The organism is Salmonella sp. WC3, assembly GCF_042932255.1.
Lineage (GTDB): Bacteria > Pseudomonadota > Gammaproteobacteria > Enterobacterales > Enterobacteriaceae > Salmonella > Salmonella enterica.
In genome coordinates this window covers 3,730,117-3,748,793 of the sequence record NZ_CP170629.1, presented here as the reverse complement: position 1 = coordinate 3,748,793, position 18,677 = coordinate 3,730,117, and the positions used below count along the sequence as shown (strand labels likewise).

Genomic DNA, 18,677 nt, shown 5'->3' with positions numbered 1-18,677 from the left:
GTGAGCTTGAGGGCAACAGCGCTACTTTAGACATTATTTAGGGAATGGGTATGAGAGTTAATAAGTTCCTCTGGTTAATAACCGTGGTTTCTACAGGGATTAATAGTCCATTATCAGCAGCAGAATCTACAGACGACAACGGCGAAACGATGGTGGTTGAATCCACTGCCGAGCAAGTATTAAAGCAACAGCCGGGCGTTTCGATTATTACTCGTGACGATATTCAGAAGAATCCTCCCGTTAACGATCTTGCCGATATTATTCGTAAGATGCCTGGGGTTAATCTTACCGGCAATAGCGCCTCGGGGACGCGCGGAAATAACCGACAAATTGATATTCGTGGTATGGGGCCGGAAAATACCTTAGTGCTGATTGACGGCGTGCCGGTGACGTCACGAAATTCGGTTCGCTATAGCTGGCGCGGAGAACGCGACACCCGTGGCGATACGAACTGGGTACCGCCGGAGATGGTAGAACGTATTGAAGTGATCCGTGGGCCCGCCGCCGCGCGCTATGGCTCCGGTGCCGCTGGCGGGGTGGTGAATATCATCACCAAACGTCCGACTAACGACTGGCATGGTTCGCTGTCGCTCTATACCAACCAGCCGGAAAGCAGCAAAGAAGGTGACACCCGGCGGGGTAACTTTAGCCTTAGCGGCCCGTTGGCTGGAGATACGTTGACGATGCGCCTGTACGGTAATCTCAACAGAACCGATGCCGACAGCTGGGATATTAACTCCTCCGCCGGTACCAAAAATGCCGCCGGACGGGAGGGGGTCACCAATAAAGATATTAATAGCGTCTTCTCATGGAAAATGACCCCGCAGCAAATCCTTGATTTTGAAGCGGGATACAGTCGGCAGGGGAATATCTATGCCGGCGATACGCAAAACAGTACTTCGAACGCGGTTACTAAAAGTCTGGCGCAGTCCGGGCGGGAGACCAATCGCCTGTACCGGCAGAATTACGGTCTAACTCATAACGGCATCTGGGACTGGGGGCAAAGCCGCCTGGGGTTCTACTATGAAAAAAACGATAATACCCGCATGAATGAGGGACTCTCCGGCGGCGGCGAGGGGCGCATTACCAACGACCAGACGTTCACCACTAACCGCCTGATCTCGTATCGCACCAGCGGCGAGGTGAATGTCCCTGTGATATGGCTATTTGAGCAAACGCTCACCGTCGGCGCGGAGTGGAACCGCGATGAGCTGAACGATCCTTCCTCTACCAGTCTGACGGTTAAGGATAGCAATATCGCCGGGATTCCCGGTTCGGCGGCTAACCGTAGCAGCAAAAATAAATCGGAAATCAGTGCGCTGTACGTTGAAGATAATATCGAACCCATGGCCGGTACCAATATTATTCCGGGTCTGCGTTTTGACTATTTGAGCGAATCCGGGAGTAATTTTAGTCCCAGTCTTAACCTTTCCCAGGAGTTAGGTGAATACGTCAAGGTGAAAGCCGGTATTGCCCGGGCCTTTAAGGCACCGAACTTGTATCAAACCAGTGAGGGGTATTTACTCTATTCGAAAGGCAACGGTTGTCCAAAAGATATTACGTCAGGCGGCTGTTACCTGGTCGGTAATAAGAACCTCGATCCTGAAATTAGCATCAATAAAGAGATCGGGCTGGAATTTACCGTAGACGATTACCACGCAAGCGTCACGTATTTCCGTAACGATTATCAGAATAAGATTGTCGCAGGTGATAAGATTATTGGCAGAAGCGCATCTGGCGCTTATGTATTGCAGTGGCAGAACGGCGGTAAGGCGCTGATTGAAGGTATTGAAGCCAGCATGGCTGTTCCGCTGATGCCGGACCGTCTGAACTGGAATACCAATGCGACTTATATGATCACTTCTGAGCAAAAAGATACCGGTAATCCCTTATCGATAATCCCGAAATATACGGTGAATACCTTCCTCGACTGGACTATCACCAGCGCGCTCTCCGCTAACGTCAACTGGACGTTATACGGCAAGCAAAAACCGCGAACACATGCGGAGTCGCGTAGTGAAGAGACCAAAGGATTGTCCGGGAAAGCGCTGGGGGCTTACTCACTGGTCGGCGCTAACGTTAACTACGATATCAATAAGAACCTGCGTCTTAATGTCGGTATCAGCAATATCTTCGATAAACAGATCTATCGCTCCGCCGAAGGGGCAAATACCTATAACGAACCGGGTCGGGCTTATTATGCCGGTGTGACGGCCTCGTTTTGATGGGTTATGCCCGCCGCTGGCGGGCATATTCTGGCGACGGGTTAATGGCAGCGTGGTTCTTGGCTTGCCGGTTCGCGACTGATATCCAGCAATGCACTACGAAAAGAGGCGTTAAACATGGGCCCGTGGCCCAGGCCCGGGTAATGCTGCAGGGCCGCGTTAACGCCGTTGTTCTCAAGCGTTCTCACGGTCTCCTGAACTTTTTGCAGGAGCTCGGCCATCTGGCGTTGCCTGCTATCCCCATTCGACGCTGAACCTTCCATTATGATGAGTTTTTTATGGCAGAACAGCGACGGCTTCACTGTCGTAAGGCGATTCAACAGGACAAAGTTATCCCTGCTGAGTGACGGGCTGGCGCTGTAATAGATATGAAAGAAGGATGACGACAGCCAGGAGTCTAAAACGAACAGGCCGCCATAAGAATGTCCCCATACCCCGCGCCGTTCGGGGTTGATGGTTATTCCTTGTTCCACCTGCGGCGCGATATGTCTCTCCAGTAGCTGGCGGAACGCTGGCCCGCCGCCGGTTTTACGATGAAAACGCGGGTTATTTTCACTGCCTTCGCGATCGATTCCCGGCGCCGGCGTATAGTCATAAGCTCTGCCGTTAAGATCAAACGGCAGGTTAGTCTGATAGCCAATCGCCACAATCACCGGCGGCGAGTGGTCTGCCAGCTGTTTGAGCAGCGTCTCCGGCAGTCTGTCCATCACTGCGTTGCCGTCCAGCATATATAAGACAGGATAACCCGATGGCGGGGCGGCTTTATTGGGGATAGCGGTCCATACCCGGTAATGTCTCGCGCCATCGGCAGATTGAAAGTCATTGACCCTAAAATGGTAATATCCCGAACCTTTATCAGCAATATTCGGCCCTAATGGCTGCATATCCGGCTGCTCATAACTCAGCGCGCTAAAACAAAAACTCACTAAAAATAGCGCCATGCGATAGCGCTTGTTGTGGTACTGGCGACCATACATCGGATGTTATTCCTTTTTGGCAGGTGAAGTTTTATCGGGGCAGTAGACGTAATCCGTCAATCAGAGCGCCGCGCCACCAGGCATAATCGTGACCGCCGGTGTACACGCTGTAATGGCTTTCGACGCCGGCGGCGCGCAATTTTTCATGCAACTGTTTGACCTGCGGGACCGTTGAACCTTCCAGCGATCCCACGCACAGATGCGTACGTACGGCTGGCGAGGGCGCGGATAACACATGTTCGCTGACCCATGAGCGCTCTTCTGCGCTGAAATGGGGCGGGCGATTGCGGTTGTCCGGCGTCCACCACATTGAGGGGGAGTGGCTCAGTACCAGGCCGAAGCTCTCTGGCGCGTGGCGGGCCGCCATCAGCGCGGTCACGCCGCCGAGGCTTTGCCCAGCCAGCACCGTTTGTGTACGGTCCGCCCACCGCCGTTCCGGGTATTTGGCGCGAAGGGTTGGCAGCAGGCGTTCGGCAATGTCGAGCACCAGCTCGCGGCGACCGCCGAGTATTGCGACGCGTTCACGCGCGTTGATGTTATCAATGCCGAGTACGGCCACCGGCGCGATGCGTCCGCTGCGGATGGCGGCGTCAATGGCGGCGCTTACCCCAAGATGGTCGAACCAGATCTCGCCATCCGTGAGTACCAGCAAGCCCAGCGGTTGTACGACAGGAACGTCAGGAAGATACAGCCGCACACGGCGACGTTGTCCGGCGAGCCGATGCTCTGAGGTGAAAAGCTGCCCGGCGTAAGCGCGACAGCCTGACCACTCCTCCTGTGCCGGGGCATGATCCAGCGCCAGAACGGATTCCTGCGCATTGCCCCGAACATTTATTCCCGGCGCGCTGTTCAGCGGATCCGCCTTCCCCGCAAGGGAGGCGAAACGGCTTCCAAGCTGCAACACCGTCTCGTCCGGGGTTTCCGGTGGTATTTCGACCATCGTATAGGAACCGCAGTAGGACGCCGGTAAGCGAAGCGTCAGATGCCAGATATCCGTTGTGGGCAGTTGCGTCATCATACCTTTCGCCACGTTATCTTTATCGGTGACACGGTTCAGGCGAACATAAACCCCCCGCAGAGGAGAGGCGGCACGCCACAGGAAGGTGACTTCCCGTTCATCGTCTGCGCCGTTAATGGCTGTCACCAGCGGCAGCGCGAGCGAGTTTACTTCTCGCCAGAAGTGAGAAGCGTCAACCTGGCTTCCGGCGGCGAGTTGGCGGCGAAGGCGCGTAGCGGTCTGTATAGCGACAGGAGCGACGGACGGGCTCAGTCTCATTCTTTGTATTCCATCTCATTTATATTTCGGTCAGTACTAATAGCTAAAGCGGCTGTTACAGGAACAGCCGCTTGCGGGCTTTCTTTTGCGTAAATCGTGGCGATAAAAACTATCCCATGACCTCTTCTTGCGTATCGCGTGTCTGGCCGACGCTGTCCCGCCACAGACGAGCATACAGGCCATGAGTCGCTATCAACTGCTCATGGCTGCCATATTCAGCGATACATCCTTTATCGATTACGACAATAACATCGCAACGGCGAGCGGTGGTCAGCCGGTGCGCGACGATAAGCGCGATGCGTTTCTCGGTATGCGTCACCCTGGTAAGCGAGGTCATTAAGCGCTCCTCGGCGCTACGGTCGATACGCGCTGTCGCCTCGTCGAGCAGCAGAATGTGCGCCTGCGCCAGGTGGGCGCGGGCGAGGGCAATCAACTGACGCTGGCCCGCGGACAGATCCGTGCCGCCGTTATTGACCGGAGTACGAAACCCCAGCGGCAGATGTTGCACAGTTTCAAAGAGTCCCGCCCGTCGCGCCGCGATTTCCACCTCCGTGTCGCTGCTGTCTGGCCGCGGATAGCGGATATTTTCGGCAATATCGCCGCTAAATAATGCGACATCCTGAGTGACCAGCCCCGTCTGGCGACGATAATCACTAAGCGACGCGGCATCAATTAGGCGCTCACCGACACGGATTTGCCCGCTGCCGGGAGAGTAGAGCCCGGCCAGCAGCTTGATCAACGTCGATTTGCCAGCGCCGCTACGTCCGACCACCGCGACTACCGTTCCTGGCGGAATGATGAGCGAGAGATTATCAAGCACAGGTTGCGTTTTTTCGGGATAGCGGAATGTCAATGCCTCCAGACGTAGCGCGCCGCCAGTGCTAGGCGTTATGGAGGACGGTTCAATATTCTCCGTTTCCTCAGTCGCCAATAGCGCATTGATATGTTTGCCGCTGGCGGTCGCCTGCTGCCAGGAATCAACAATGCCTGACAACTGCTGTACCGGGCCATAAAATTGTCCCAGTAGCAGGAAGAACGCCGCCAGTATCCCGGGCGTCATTTCGCCTTCGGCGACCCGGGTCGCTCCGATTAAAAGCACGGCGGCATAGGCAGCCTCGGTGCAGAAGGTCAGGAACGGAAAATAGACAGCAAGGTATTTTTGCGCCCGCACGCGGGTGGCGCGGAAGTTGTCTGATAACGCCCGTAGCCTGGCGGCTTCCTGCTTCTGTTGACCGTGTGACTGCACTACCCGCATACCGGAGACCTTTTCCTGAAGCGTACTGTTCACCTTACCAATTTCCAGCCGTGCCTGGGCGTAAGCAGGCGAGCTCAAACGGCGGTAAATCCACGTCGCCAGTATCACTACAGGTACGGCGCTTAATGCCGTTAACGCAAGAATGGGGTCAAGCCAGAACATTGCCGCGGCGATAGCGACCATCGTCACGATGCTGGTGGCCGCGCTGGCAAGACCGTTTTGCAGAAATCGGGCGAGTGAATCAACGTCGACGGTCATGCGAGTAAGGCGCGAGTCGATGTGCTTCTCGTGCCAGGGAAGACTCAGGTGTAGCAGGTGGCTGAAGCTGCGTAAGCGTACCGTATGCTGTACCGACTCTGCCGCGCGGGCGGCGAAGATCGTTTGCAGCGCATAGCAGCACCAACCAATCGCCACCAGGCACAGCGCGAGCAGGGCGCATATGCCAATAGTCGACATATCCCCTGCGGCAACGCCTGAGTCAATACCGCGCTGCAAAAGCACCAGCACGCCAATGCCTGCGGCGGAATCAAGCGCGATAAGCAGGGCGGCGATGACGAACATCCAGGCTACTGGCGTCAGCAGCGATGAGACTTGACGCCCGTGGCCTGTCAGCGCCATCTGTACGGCGCGTTCCGGAACACGCATCATCCGGTCGACAAAACCTTTTCCGGCGGATGTCTGGCGCTCATGCGCGTCGTCGGATTTTACCGCCTGCGTTGTTGGCCATAGCTCACGTTGTTCCGCCGGGGCGAGAGCGAGAAAATCACCCTCGCCGCTCATCAGCGAGCGAAACGTCGGACACCTTGCATCCAGCTCCGCCTGGGTACCGATATCCACGACGCGGCCTTTATCCAGCACGACGATCCGATCGGCTAACTGCAGTGTTGAACGGCGGCGTGCAATCACCAGCAGCATATGCTCATTATCGGCATAACGACCAAGAGCCGTATTAATTTCCGCTTCAGTACCGGCATCGACCGCCGAGGTGGTGTCATCGAGAATCAGCAGTTCCGGCGCGGTAATCAATGCCCGGGCTAGCGCAATACGCTGGCGTTGGCCGCCGGAGAGGTTGCTTCCGCGTTCGGCCAGTCGGGTGTTGAACCCCTGCGGTAGCGCATTGATGAACCCGCTGGCGCCTGCGGCATCGGCGGCGCGTCGGATGTCGTCCTGAGTCGCTTGCGGGTGCCCATAGGCGATGTTTTCCGCCACCGTACCGGCAAACAGAAACGCGTCTTCAAACACTACGCCAACGCGACGACGAAGCGCCGTCAGTTTCAGGTCGCGAATATTCTGTTGACCCGTAGTGGTGTTGAGCCATACTCCGCCGGAGGTGGGATCGTAAAAGCGCGCCAGCAACATCAGCAATGTTGATTTCCCGGAGCCGGATGCGCCAACCACCGCCACGGTTTCACCGGCGTGAATGGAAAACGAGATCTCATTGAGGATACGGTTACCGTTGTCGTAGTGGAAACTCATCTTCTCCACGTCCAGCCCGATAATCTGACCCTCAACCGACTCAGTACCGTCTTCCATGCGAGAACGCGTGTCGATAAGCGCGAAGACGCGCTCTACCGACGCCTGTGTGCGCTGTGCGATAACCAAAAACGATGCCAGTACGCGGGTAGGGCCGGTCAACATAGCGAGAAAACTCGCGAACGCAACGAAGGTTCCCAGATCGATGCGCCCATTCATTACCGACCAGCCGCCATAGCACAGCAGGACGATTTGCCCTATCACCGGTAGCGCCAGCATGGTTGCGCCCGGCATCGCCTGCGAGATAGCGGCGCCGATGCGTACCCGCACCATCTGCCGCGACTGACCATCGAGCCAACGCGTTTCGCGCAACTCCGCCACGCAGGACTTCACCACTGAGATCTGTTCCAATACTTCGCGCATATGCTCCGTCATGTGCGCCAGCCGGTCTGAGGCAAGCCCCGTTTGCGCGAAAACACGGCGACGGGCGCGCAGGGCGGTAATAGCAAGGGCGGCCAGTACGCAAATCACGATAAGCGTCATGGATGGCGACATCCATAGCATCACCGCGATACCGGCCACATAGTAAGTGAGCACCGCCAGCGGCACCGGACACATCTGTAGCAAGGTGTGTACCTGTTGAAGATCGCTGTTGGTACGCGAAATGACCTGCCCGGTACGCAAGGCGTCCTGGCCTGCGCCGTCCAGTTTCTGAATACTGTCGAACGCACGGCTACGTAACGTATGCTGAACCCACAGCGAGAGTTCCCCGGCATAGCCGCGGCGCACGTAATTCCCGATAAAATCAAAAAGGGCAATTAATATCAGGCCGCAGGCAAGTAACGGCAGGTGGGTTGTATCGCCTGCTATCGCGTCATTGACGGCCTGACGCGTTATTAGCGGCGTCAGCGCAGCCAGTAAAATGGTCGATACTGATGCTACGATGACAATGATGCTCAGTGTTTTACGTTCCCAACACACGCGGGCAAGGCGAGCTATCCAGGCACGAGCGGGCATGGGGGAATGAGTCGCGGGCATTAAGCCTCCTTATCGGTGAAAGATGAGTTATGGCGACACAGTCTGGGCTCAGCCGCCATATTGTCATTGCGCTGCCGCGGTTAGCCGTGTTGCAGCATGGCGATCAGTTTTTTTGCCACCTCGGTCGGGCAAGGCTGGGCCGCCATTTCCGCCGCGACTTCCTGCGACGTCTCGCGAAGCGCGCGATTACCGAGGAAGGTATTGATCATGCTGCTCGTAAGCCCGCTCTTACCGGGAATAATGCCGCATCCACGCTCGACCACGGCGCGGGCATTGACGGGTCTGTCGGCACCCTGGCCAAAGACTATCTGCGGAATGCCAGCATGTAGCGCCGTCAGGGTGTTGCCTGCGCCGCCATGGTGGATAAAACCGTCGGCGCCGTTAAGGAAAACGCCCATCGGAAGCCAGTCGACCAGACGGACATTCGGCGGCAGCGAACGTAAATCCGAGCGGGCGTTTGCCGGAAGATGCAGGATGATTTCGGCATCTACTTCGCCGGCAGAATCCATTACCCAGGAAATCAGATCCAGGCCATCCACCATCGGTTTGACGGTGCCGAGGCTAACCAGAAGACGCTTGCGATCAGGTGTACGTTCCCACCATTCTTCCCAGACGGCGCCGCCGTTATACGGGACGTATTGCATGGAGATAACCGGCTCTCCGTCATTTTGCAGTATGCTCATGCTGGGCGGTGTGACGTCTATCCACGCCAGATCTCTTGGTGGCGCGCTGACCCCATGGCGGCGGTAGGCGTTAGAAAGTGATTTCGTCACGCCTTTGATGTGCCAGGGCGTATGACCGAAGCCGACGGTTTGCATCACTATCGGAATGTCATACTTAGCGGCAATCAGTGGTCCAACGACCCCAAGGGGAGGGTAGACGATGAGATCTGGCCGCCACTGCCCGGCGAACGCGACCAGCGGGTCAGTCATCTCTTCGCTGAAGAATGAGAAGTTCCCCATTTTTGTTCCAATGTTATTTTCTTTTCGCAATGCCTCCTGACGGCGATAACCCGCTTCCGAATCGAAACCAGGCGCAGCATCAAATACCACCAACCCAGCTTCGGCTGCTTTCTGTGCAAATTTTCCACCGCTTGCAATCAGCACTTCATGGCCATTAACACGAAACGCTTGCGCCAGGGACAGCACAGGGTATAGCAGTCCATACAGTGGTGGACCGACAAACAGAATACGCATGAGAAATCCTCTCTCTCCACGTCATACATCGAACAAGTCGTTAATGAGAATGATAATAATTACCAATGTCATTTGAAAAATGCAATAACAAATACGACCCTTGATCATGTGATGATTTTTTTCATAAAAATCGAGGAAGAGGAGAGCGTTAAGCGGTGAAGTTTGGTTTCAGACTTATTTACGCGCGTATGGTCGCGAAGGCAAAGCGCCAGGATTGGGGAACTGGATTCGAATACCAGACGCCCGTGGATTATTAATGATAACTTCGCAAATAACCTTTCAGACAATGAGGTAAACGTACCGACAGCAAGGTAACGGGAAACGTAGAGAGTAGTATTGATAACACGTTGCGGGGCAATTTACTGGTGTCCGGCGGCAGATCGTGTTCTGTGCAGACTTTCCGGCGTTAAATCCCGTATCAGCTGCGAGCCTGGACTATCTCTGTGGTATCAACTCTGTAGGAATTTTGTCCCCTTCGTCTTCATTAGCCAATGAAACCGGCTTTAACGTCACCGTTCGAATGTTGCGAACGAACAGCTCCTTATGCGGAATATCGTCACCGCTCTGCGATTTTTATAGCGCATCAGCCACACGATTTATTGGTTCTTGAAAACCAAGGTTTTTGATAAAGCAATCCTCCATGAGAAAAGCGACTAAAATTCTTCCTTATCTGATGTAAAGGAGAAAATCATGGCTACTATTGGGTATATTCGGGTGTCAACAATTGACCAAAATATCGATTTACAGCGTAATGCGCTTACTAGTGCAAATTGTGACCGCATTTTTGAAGACCGTATCAGTGGCAAGATTGCAAACCGCCCCGGCCTGAAACGGGCGTTAAAGTATGTAAATAAAGGCGATACTCTTGTCGTCTGGAAATTAGACAGACTGGGCCGTAGCGTGAAAAATCTGGTGGCGTTAATATCAGAATTACATGAACGTGGAGCTCACTTCCATTCTTTAACCGATAGTATTGATACCAGTAGCGCGATGGGGCGATTCTTTTTTCATGTAATGTCAGCACCGGCCGAGATGGAGCGAGAATTAATTGTCGAGCGAACCCTTGCCGGACTGGCTGCCGCCAGAGCGCAAGGACGACTGGGAGGGCGCCCTCGGGCGATCAATAGACACGAACAGGAACAGATTAGCCGGCTATTAGAGAAAGGCCATCCTCGGCAGCAACTAGCTATTATTTTTGGTATTGGCGTATCTACCTTATACAGATATTTTCCGGCAAGCCGCATAAAAAAACGAATGAATTAAAATAAAAATTACAACAGGATGGATATAACATTTTTGTAATACAGGCGTATGGCATAAATAAACCGGAAGGGTATACGAAAAAGACAGCATCTAATTAAAAAGAGAAAAAAATTCAACGCATTAACATATATAGTGTAGCGCGCTCACGATAAGGCCTATGTTACATCCAGCTATAGACGATATCGCTCAAAACACTAGCAGACACTGCGTTCACATAGAAAGGCTTTTTAATCAAAACGTTAGGTGTAAGCAATTACAGACGGAAAAAGTAGTAAAGTTTATGCCTCAAGTGTCGATAACCTGGATGACACAGGTAAGCCTGGCATAACATTGGTTATCAAAAACCTTCCAAAAGGAAAATTTTATGGCACAAGTAATCAACACTAACAGTCTGTCGCTGCTGACCCAGAATAACCTGAACAAATCCCAGTCCGCACTGGGCACCGCTATCGAGCGTCTGTCTTCTGGTCTGCGTATCAACAGCGCGAAAGACGATGCGGCAGGTCAGGCTATTGCTAACCGTTTCACCGCGAACATCAAAGGTCTGACTCAGGCTTCCCGTAACGCTAACGACGGTATCTCCATTGCGCAGACCACTGAAGGCGCGCTGAACGAAATCAACAACAACCTGCAGCGTGTGCGTGAACTGGCGGTTCAGTCTGCTAACAGCACTAACTCCCAGTCTGACCTCGACTCCATCCAGGCTGAAATCACCCAGCGCCTGAACGAAATCGACCGTGTATCCGGCCAGACTCAGTTCAACGGCGTGAAAGTCCTGGCGCAGGACAACACCCTGACCATCCAGGTTGGTGCCAACGACGGTGAAACTATCGATATCGATCTGAAGCAGATCAACTCTCAGACCCTGGGTCTGGATTCACTGAACGTGCAGAAAGCGTATGATGTTTCTGCGACAGACGTTATCAGCTCTACCTATAGTGATGGTACTCAGGCGCTTACGGCACCAACTGCAACTGATATTAAAGCTGCATTAGGCAACCCGACAGTAACTGGCGATACATTGACTGCCGCGGTATCCTTTAAGGATGGTAAATATTATGCCACTGTAAGTGGTTATACCGATGCGGGGGATACTGCCAAAAATGGTAAATATGAAGTTACCGTTGATAGTGCTACAGGGGCTGTATCATTCGGTGCTACCCCAACTAAATCTACTGTTACAGGTGATACCGCTGTTACTAAGGTACAGGTTAATGCTCCTGTAGCAGCAGATGCTGCCACGAAAAAAGCCTTACAAGATGGGGGCGTTTCATCTGCGGATGCAAGTGCCGCGACATTGGTCAAAATGTCTTATACCGATAAAAATGGTAAGACAATTGAAGGCGGTTATGCGCTTAAAGCTGGCGATAAGTATTACGCTGCAGATTACGATGAAGCGACAGGAGCAATTAAAGCTAAAACCACAAGTTATACTGCTGCTGACGGCACTACCAAAACAGCGGCTAACCAACTGGGTGGTGTAGACGGTAAAACCGAAGTCGTTACTATCGACGGTAAAACCTACAATGCCAGCAAAGCCGCTGGTCATGATTTCAAAGCACAACCAGAGCTGGCTGAAGCAGCCGCTAAAACCACCGAAAACCCGCTGCAGAAAATTGATGCCGCGCTGGCGCAGGTGGATGCGCTGCGTTCTGACCTGGGTGCGGTACAGAACCGTTTCAACTCTGCTATCACCAACCTGGGCAATACCGTAAACAACCTGTCTGAAGCGCGTAGCCGTATCGAAGATTCCGACTACGCTACCGAAGTCTCCAACATGTCTCGCGCGCAGATTCTGCAGCAGGCCGGTACTTCCGTTCTGGCGCAGGCTAACCAGGTCCCACAGAATGTGCTGTCTCTGTTACGTTAATTTATTTCGTTTTATTCAGCCCCGTGAATCCGGGGCTTTTTCATTCAGCATAGATGAATATATCTTTATGGAATGTATAGCTGTAAATGATATTTCCTACGGGCGAGAGGCTGAAATATGGCCGCGGGATTATTCTATGCTTGCTCGTCGAGTTCAATTTCTACGTTTTAATGATATCCTTGTTCGATTGGTGAGTAATAATGCCCGGATAATCACAGGCTACATTGCGAAGTTTAATCCGAGGGAAAATTTGATTCTGGCTTCGGATAAACCTAAAGGAAATAAGCGAATTGAAGTTAAATTAGAGTCTCTGGCAATTCTTGAAGAATTATCAGGTAATGACGCTTTTAATCTTTCGCTGGTGCCAGCTGACGAATTTAATCTTCAGCAATATACTCCATCGAGAAGAGATTATTTCTCGATTTGCAATAAGTGCTATAAACAGGGAGTCGGTATCAAAATCTATATGAAGTATGGACAGGTTTTGACTGGCAAAACGACAGGCGTAAATGCGTGTCAGGTTGGTGTGAGGACATCCAATGGCAATCATATGCAAGTTATGTTTGACTGGGTGAGCAGGATCACGTCTTCGGATTACGCTGAATAACGCCTACGGTAATAAAAAATTCCGTGAGAAAATATTGCTCCTGGAGGAACAGAGACCATTCGACAGCGCATAGATAGTTTCGCCGCTGCTCGTGCCACTACGGCCAGGACGCTTAAAGCAGTTGACAGAAAAGAATTGATCATTAAAGCTTCGCAAATCTATGGATACCGTAGCCCAACATCCTGGCGTCTCACGGGCAACTGCTTATCTTTATGCTCGACAGTCTGACTGAGAGCTTTGCCCCAGCCAGGCTGGACTCTCAGTGAATGTTCCATTTTCTTTGACTCTCGTATTCCAATTCTTTCGGGAGTTATTGGTGAGACTTTTGGCGTTTTGCCCTGTCACCCATTGCGTCATTTGACGTCAATGCCCGTGAGGCTCTCAGCAATCTTCACCAGGCGGCAATAGATGTAAAAAAGCCCGCAGAGCTTGTGCTGTGCGGGCTTAGTGAACTTCATTGAGCTGGCGGAATCTGAATACTATTTTCAACCTAATTTTTTTATTGTTGATTTGCCAATTCAGCTTTAATTTGTATACCTAAGCGTATACCAATGGCGATTTGTTGCAATGTTTTCTGTGGTTAAGCAAAATTGTTTTTGAATAGATCACATAAGAAAAAACTTTTTTACGGAAAACTTTTCACACTGGTCACTCGTCATTATTTATCTTTAATTTCAATTTGATACATGATGAACAGTCCGTGAACAGTGAACACTTTACTGTTCACTTTTGCATTCTCGCTGGAAGAATTGTCTTTTACCCAAAATGGATGTATACCAGTAATTTCCACTAATTACAGTGGGTTAGGCATGAAACTACAATCCTCATGTCCAGTGTGTTTGAAGGAATTCATTACAAATCAAATGATTGGCACTAGTGAAAGCTCTCTTCCTATGATTACGAACTTGTCGTCAGTTGGATTCCGAGAGGATGGCAGATATGAAATGATGTGCCTTAAAGGGCATACCTCCATCACGTTTTTACAACAACAAAAATTCGAAATTCTTTTCGATATTGGCGCATATGCAATCATCGATGGTTACTATCGAGAGGCAGTTTCATCATTTACTTCTTCATTGGAAAGATTCTATGAGTTCTTCATAAAAGTAGTATGCATTTCGAAAGGTATCAGTGAATCGAAAGTGGTTGAAGCATGGAAAGAAGTTTCAAATCAATCAGAAAGACAACTAGGTGCATTCATATTCCTACATCTATTGGAATTAGGTTGTAAACCCACTTTGCTCAATAATAATAAAATAAAATTTCGTAATGGGGTCATTCATAAAGGAATGATTCCGAGTGAGGAGCAGGCTTTAGAATATGGACAAGCTGTTCTTGACGTGATTCGCCCACTCCTTAAAATACTTAAAGAAAACTATAGCGAAGCTATATCAACGGCCGTTTTTCAATATTTAAATAGTATCAGAAACCCGTCTGATGATGGTGTACCAGTTTCCACTATGTGTCTTACGACAATTTTAAGTCTTTCTTATGCCGAACCGGCCCATGAGACTCAAAGTTTGAGTGAGGCAATTTCACAACTGAAGAATTGGAAATCGATAGTAGAAAACACAGTTTTCCCCGAGTGAAATTGATTCAATAGATCGCGATTGGTAGACTGCAGGGGGTATGTTTAGGCATTGGATCTGTGATGAAATCGAGGCCAGGTAATGAAAAAACTTTTTTTACGGAAAACTGTTCACACGCCATTATTTATCTTTAATTTCAATGTGATATATGGTTAACGGTCCGTGAGCAGTGAACGCTTTACTGTTCACCTTCCAGGATTTCAGATAAAAAAAGACCGGCTGATGCCGGTCCGGGTAGGTTATGTTGCGGTGGTTTCGTCGCACCGGGGCAGCCAGTCGTCGTTACTTTCCTCCCTGAGCGCAAGATTCGTCTGCATCCCCTGTTTTGTTCACCGCCTGGCGTAATTCAGCCCGTATTCTTTCAGCATGGCTGGCAACCCCTTACCGAACATAGTCAGGCTCAGGGTATTCCTGTAGCCGTGGGCTTCCATATACGCCAGATAGGCATGATACAAATACAGACGCGACTGACGCGGAATGATGTTGGCATTGCCAATATACATACCGTCAGGCTCCGGCAGTGCCTCCAGATAGCCACAAAAATCAAATGCCTGGTCGGCGTCGCGCTTGATGCTGAGCGCCTCGTCGGAGTTCTGCTGTGACTGGAGCAGGGGGGGCGGTCATCGGGTCGCTGAACTTCTGCATTAGCTGGCGCACAATCACGGCCAGCTCGCGGGCGATTTTGTTCTTGAGCTGCGGGTCGCGTTCCTTCGGGGCAATCTGTTCCGGGAAATGCAGGATCACCCGGCGACGGGAAACACCGCCGCTGCGGTCGGAAAAGCGCATCGGGTTATTGTTCACGGCCAGAATCACCGCCGGAATATGGGTGGAGTACGCATCCTTGTATTTCGGGTCGACCGATAAAGCATCACCGCCGGTGATGGCCTTGAGTCCTGCCCCGTCACCGCTCCACTTTTCCTGCTCAGGCAGACGAATCAGCGAGAAGCCAATCAGCGCGGCGCGTTCGCGCGGTGATTCCAGCGTTTCGATGGGGGCCGATGCGGCATTATCTTCCCCGGCAAGCATGGTCGCAATTTCGGCCAGAATACTTTTTTCGCTCCCGCCCGGCCCGGTCACCTCAAGAAAGAGCTGCCCATTCTGCCGCACGGCGGCCCACGTTCGTACCAGCCGCTATATGTCTGACAGCGTCAAAGAGAGTTACCTGCAGTGCCAGAATGTGCACTGCTCGGCGACATTCAAAACGCATGAGTCCATCTTTGAAGTGATACTTACAATACGTTCGCCTGTCGTCGATGAGAAACCCGCGCCGGTGCCGACAGCCCCCGTAGCACCCCGTCGGGTAAAAGGCTGCTACAGCTCGCCGTTCCGCCATTAATCAGGAGAGACAATCCGTGACCACCCTGACCTTACGGCAGGCCTATGACGCCTGTCAGACGAACAAAACGGCCTGGCTGAACCGGAAAGCCGAACTGACCGCCGCAGAGCAGGAATATCAGGAATTATTGCTGGATGACAACGCATCAGGCTCCCGCAGATTACAGTCGCTGCGTGACCTGATTGACGTAAAAAAATGGGAGGTTAATCAGGCCGCCGGTCGCTACATCTTCTCGTATGAGGAAGTACAGCGCATCAGCATCCGTAACCGGCTGCATGATTTTATGCAGCAGAACGGCGCGGAGCTGACCGCCGCACTGGCACCAGAACTGATGGGGATTAAGAACCAGCCCGCGATGATAAAAAACCGCGCGCTTGACCGTTCGATGGCATATCTCCGTGAAACCCTTTCCGTCTGGCTGGCCGCAGGAAATGAAATTAATTATTCTGCACAGGATAACGACATTTTAACGGCCATCGGATACAGGCCTGACGCGCCTTCGCAGGATGATAATCATGAAAAATTCACCCCTGCACAGAACATGATTTACACCCGTCGACGCGCCGGACTGGCCGCGCAGTAGCCTGTCAAAAAATCCCCGTAAATTCCGTCATTTTTAACCAAATAAGCCATGCATCCATAAGGTGCATGGTTTTGCATGTGTTTCCTCGCTCCGGCATACCAGACCAGCGCCAGTCGTGGCGCGGCCTGAGACCATCTTTGCACCTGCATTAAAAGCGGTCCCTTAAGCGGGCAGGCGTCGCGGGGAGAGCATTGCGCGCTATTCGAAATAACACTAATACATGTGAATTTAATTTCTTTTGGTAATAGTTTTAATTCTAATTAATTTAATATTTGAGAGATTCCACACTTTCTTTAATTTGCTAACATTAACATATTGATTTTTGTCTGAAATGTTATGATTATTGGGGTGAATCTTATATACGGAGTTTTTTATGGCAAAGGTCCAGCTGCATTTCGATGGTGACATAGCAACAAATCATCAAGTTTCTCTACGTACTTTGGCTAAATCGTTTACCCATCTACAAAACTCTTTGGATCGCGCTTATCTCGAAATGCACGAAGGGCAATTACGCAAATATGCTCGAATGCAGCAATCTTATTACGATGATGTTGAATTACTTGTTCAGGAGCCTAAGGAAGGCGGATATGTAATTGATTTTCTCACTCAGAATAAAGTAACGCAAAAAGTAATTGATCGTGTAATGACTGCTATAGATGGAGCCGTCGATGATGCTAAAAACAATGCTAAAAATAATGCAGAAGTGGTAGAGAAGTCCGTTGAAACAAGAAAGGCGCAACTAGCTAGCGGAGTACTTAAGGAAATTAATTATCAGCAATTATTAGCTGCTCCTGACAAACAACAAGTTAGAAAATATGGTGACCGGGCAATAGTTCGCGAAGTAGATCAAATACTATCATTAATTAGAGCATCTCATGCTGGTGATAGCACTCTTGAGCTTTATTTTGAAGGGACTAAAACTGCGAAATATGAGTTTGATAAGGCAAAGGCTACTGCTTTTCACAAGGTTGTAGCACAGAAAAATCTCGGAGATCCAGTAGCATTTAAAGTGATTATTTCCAAAATGGATAGGTATAATAATAGCGCTAAAATAATTAACGTTGAAAATAAATCAATAGCTAATTTATATTTCACAAACCCTGCTGATTTCCAAGGGGCAGTTCCTTTTTTTGAATATCAGACAGAAATGGAGTTTATAGGGTGTCCTTATATTGAATATGGCGCATTTGATCCAATGTCTGGTGATGTTTATTTTATTAGGTTGTTATGATGGAAGAGTTAGCGAAAACAGTTCAGCAGAAATATATTGATGAAATTGTGTCTAAGTACCCCTTGCATAGATTCGTCATACTGTTTGTGTTTATTATATCTACATATGCATACAATGTTACCGAACATTCTTTGTTAACTGAGTTGAGAAGCGTCAAAGTAGGCGATTTATTTGATTTTAAAGATGGGCTTATAAGTAAAGTTACGCTTTTACAGCTAATTTTTTGTGTTGCCCTGACAGCAATAAATACTATCGTTTTTGAAAAGACTAGTGGAATTATTTTTAATAAACTAATAAAAAGATATGATATAGCGAAGTTTACTCAAGACTTGAACGCTAGATATGAAAAGATAAGAACAAACAATGAGTTAGTTAACTACTATCTTTCTAAGGATATTACATCTGATCTTGATAAAAAGAAAATAAGATTAAGATGTTTAACCATTAATATAGAATATTTAACTGCAATTGTTTTTTCTATTGTTATAGGCGTAATGAAAAATGGGGTGCTGGAATTACTAGGTTTTATTGTGGTTCTATCGCTTTTAGCATTCTTACACTTTAGATTATTCATTTTTTATATTCAGTCTTTTATTCCATTGCATGTCGCAGAAAAAGTTTTGCAGGGAGCAGATGTTGATATCGAAAATCCATTATCATAAGTTTTGATTATTTTTTTGTAAGGCATTAGTTCTATTTCTGGTTGTCATAATGAATCAGGGAAAGTCGATGGGGAATGGAAGAACTATCAACTTTCT

At 50.2% G+C, this 18,677-nt stretch carries 13 protein-coding genes and 2 pseudogenes; 10 read left to right on the top strand and 5 right to left on the bottom strand.

Translation table 11 applies throughout. The features are described from left to right. Nucleotides 1-50 precede the first annotated feature (50 nt). Complete coding sequence (locus ACFK9X_RS18320; RefSeq protein WP_272919746.1) at nt 51-2,225, top strand: TonB-dependent siderophore receptor; 2,175 nt, start codon at nt 51-53, stop codon at nt 2,223-2,225. Between the two features lie 41 nt (nt 2,226-2,266). On the opposite strand, the gene ACFK9X_RS18315 is transcribed toward ACFK9X_RS18320, so the two are convergent. The 4 genes from ACFK9X_RS18315 to iroB all read right to left on the bottom strand — a co-directional run bounded on the left by ACFK9X_RS18315 (nt 2,267) and on the right by iroB (nt 9,440). Next, nucleotides 2,267-3,202 (bottom strand): alpha/beta hydrolase, encoded by a 936-nt coding sequence (locus tag ACFK9X_RS18315; protein WP_151117273.1) that lies wholly within the window; start codon nt 3,200-3,202, stop codon nt 2,267-2,269. Nucleotides 3,203-3,233: 31 nt separating this feature from the next. After that, complete coding sequence (locus tag ACFK9X_RS18310; protein ID WP_151117271.1) at nt 3,234-4,478, bottom strand: esterase family protein; 1,245 nt, start codon at nt 4,476-4,478, stop codon at nt 3,234-3,236. Between the two features lie 109 nt (nt 4,479-4,587). Beyond that, complete coding sequence (gene iroC / locus ACFK9X_RS18305; RefSeq protein ID WP_151117269.1) at nt 4,588-8,244, bottom strand: salmochelin/enterobactin export ABC transporter IroC; 3,657 nt, start codon at nt 8,242-8,244, stop codon at nt 4,588-4,590. A gap of 80 nt (nt 8,245-8,324) precedes the next feature. Next, nucleotides 8,325-9,440: a salmochelin biosynthesis C-glycosyltransferase IroB gene (gene iroB, locus ACFK9X_RS18300; RefSeq protein ID WP_151117267.1), complete on the bottom strand. Its 1,116-nt coding sequence runs from the start codon at nt 9,438-9,440 to the stop codon at nt 8,325-8,327. Between the two features lie 690 nt (nt 9,441-10,130). Here iroB and hin point away from each other — a divergent pair. The 5 genes and pseudogenes from hin (at nt 10,131) to ACFK9X_RS18275 (ending at nt 14,769) form a co-directional block, all read left to right on the top strand. Then, entirely contained in the window at nt 10,131-10,703 is a 573-nt protein-coding gene (gene hin / locus ACFK9X_RS18295; RefSeq protein WP_151117262.1) for a flagellar phase variation DNA invertase Hin, read from the top strand. 364 nt (nt 10,704-11,067) lie between these two features. Continuing rightward, complete coding sequence (locus ACFK9X_RS18290; protein ID WP_000079797.1) at nt 11,068-12,573, top strand: FliC/FljB family flagellin; 1,506 nt, start codon at nt 11,068-11,070, stop codon at nt 12,571-12,573. 67 nt (nt 12,574-12,640) lie between these two features. After that, nucleotides 12,641-13,180, top strand: a complete 540-nt coding sequence (gene fljA / locus ACFK9X_RS18285) for a phase 1 flagellin gene repressor FljA (RefSeq protein ID WP_151117260.1) — start codon at nt 12,641-12,643, stop codon at nt 13,178-13,180. 27 nt (nt 13,181-13,207) lie between these two features. Further along, a pseudogene (locus ACFK9X_RS18280) lies at nt 13,208-13,412 on the top strand (helix-turn-helix domain-containing protein); the annotation flags it as partial. Nucleotides 13,413-13,989: 577 nt separating this feature from the next. Beyond that, nucleotides 13,990-14,769 (top strand): hypothetical protein, encoded by a 780-nt coding sequence (locus tag ACFK9X_RS18275; protein WP_085376130.1) that lies wholly within the window; start codon nt 13,990-13,992, stop codon nt 14,767-14,769. A gap of 239 nt (nt 14,770-15,008) precedes the next feature. On the opposite strand, the pseudogene ACFK9X_RS18270 reads toward ACFK9X_RS18275, so the two are convergent. Further along, nucleotides 15,009-15,879: pseudogene (locus tag ACFK9X_RS18270) on the bottom strand (primase-like DNA-binding domain-containing protein); the annotation flags it as partial. On the opposite strand from ACFK9X_RS18270, the gene ACFK9X_RS18265 reads away from it, so the two are divergent. The 4 genes from ACFK9X_RS18265 (at nt 15,794) to ACFK9X_RS18250 (ending at nt 18,581) form a co-directional block, all read left to right on the top strand. After that, entirely contained in the window at nt 15,794-16,105 is a 312-nt protein-coding gene (locus ACFK9X_RS18265; protein WP_085376131.1) for an ogr/Delta-like zinc finger family protein, read from the top strand. The pseudogene ACFK9X_RS18270 and the gene ACFK9X_RS18265 overlap by 86 nt on opposite strands. A 16-nt stretch (nt 16,106-16,121) precedes the next feature. Further along, the gene (locus ACFK9X_RS18260) at nt 16,122-16,688 is read left to right on the top strand and encodes a phage polarity suppression protein (RefSeq protein WP_085376132.1); all 567 of its coding nucleotides are present in this window, start codon (nt 16,122-16,124) and stop codon (nt 16,686-16,688) included. A 373-nt stretch (nt 16,689-17,061) separates the two neighbouring features. Next, on the top strand, nt 17,062-17,919 hold the full coding sequence (locus tag ACFK9X_RS18255; RefSeq protein ID WP_085376134.1) for a hypothetical protein: 858 nt from the start codon (nt 17,062-17,064) through the stop codon (nt 17,917-17,919). After that, nucleotides 17,916-18,581, top strand: coding sequence for a hypothetical protein (locus ACFK9X_RS18250; protein ID WP_085376135.1), 666 nt, complete (start codon nt 17,916-17,918; stop codon nt 18,579-18,581). Before ACFK9X_RS18255 ends, ACFK9X_RS18250 begins: the two co-directional genes overlap by 4 nt. Nucleotides 18,582-18,677 lie beyond the last annotated feature (96 nt).

What these genes read in the sequence shown, in the direction of transcription:
- ACFK9X_RS18315 (WP_151117273.1), bottom strand. Translation starts at nt 3,202, where the DNA reads ATGTATGGTCGCCAGTACCACAACAAGCGCTATCGCATGGCGCTATTT.
- ACFK9X_RS18310 (WP_151117271.1), bottom strand. Translation starts at nt 4,478, where the DNA reads ATGAGACTGAGCCCGTCCGTCGCTCCTGTCGCTATACAGACCGCTACG.
- ACFK9X_RS18290 (WP_000079797.1), top strand. Translation starts at nt 11,068, where the DNA reads ATGGCACAAGTAATCAACACTAACAGTCTGTCGCTGCTGACCCAGAAT.
- iroC (WP_151117269.1), bottom strand. Translation starts at nt 8,244, where the DNA reads ATGCCCGCGACTCATTCCCCCATGCCCGCTCGTGCCTGGATAGCTCGC.
- hin (WP_151117262.1), top strand. Translation starts at nt 10,131, where the DNA reads ATGGCTACTATTGGGTATATTCGGGTGTCAACAATTGACCAAAATATC.
- iroB (WP_151117267.1), bottom strand. Translation starts at nt 9,440, where the DNA reads ATGCGTATTCTGTTTGTCGGTCCACCACTGTATGGACTGCTATACCCT.
- ACFK9X_RS18255 (WP_085376134.1), top strand. Translation starts at nt 17,062, where the DNA reads ATGGCAAAGGTCCAGCTGCATTTCGATGGTGACATAGCAACAAATCAT.
- ACFK9X_RS18250 (WP_085376135.1), top strand. Translation starts at nt 17,916, where the DNA reads ATGATGGAAGAGTTAGCGAAAACAGTTCAGCAGAAATATATTGATGAA.
- ACFK9X_RS18265 (WP_085376131.1), top strand. Translation starts at nt 15,794, where the DNA reads ATGGTCGCAATTTCGGCCAGAATACTTTTTTCGCTCCCGCCCGGCCCG.
- fljA (WP_151117260.1), top strand. Translation starts at nt 12,641, where the DNA reads ATGGAATGTATAGCTGTAAATGATATTTCCTACGGGCGAGAGGCTGAA.
- ACFK9X_RS18275 (WP_085376130.1), top strand. Translation starts at nt 13,990, where the DNA reads ATGAAACTACAATCCTCATGTCCAGTGTGTTTGAAGGAATTCATTACA.
- ACFK9X_RS18320 (WP_272919746.1), top strand. Translation starts at nt 51, where the DNA reads ATGAGAGTTAATAAGTTCCTCTGGTTAATAACCGTGGTTTCTACAGGG.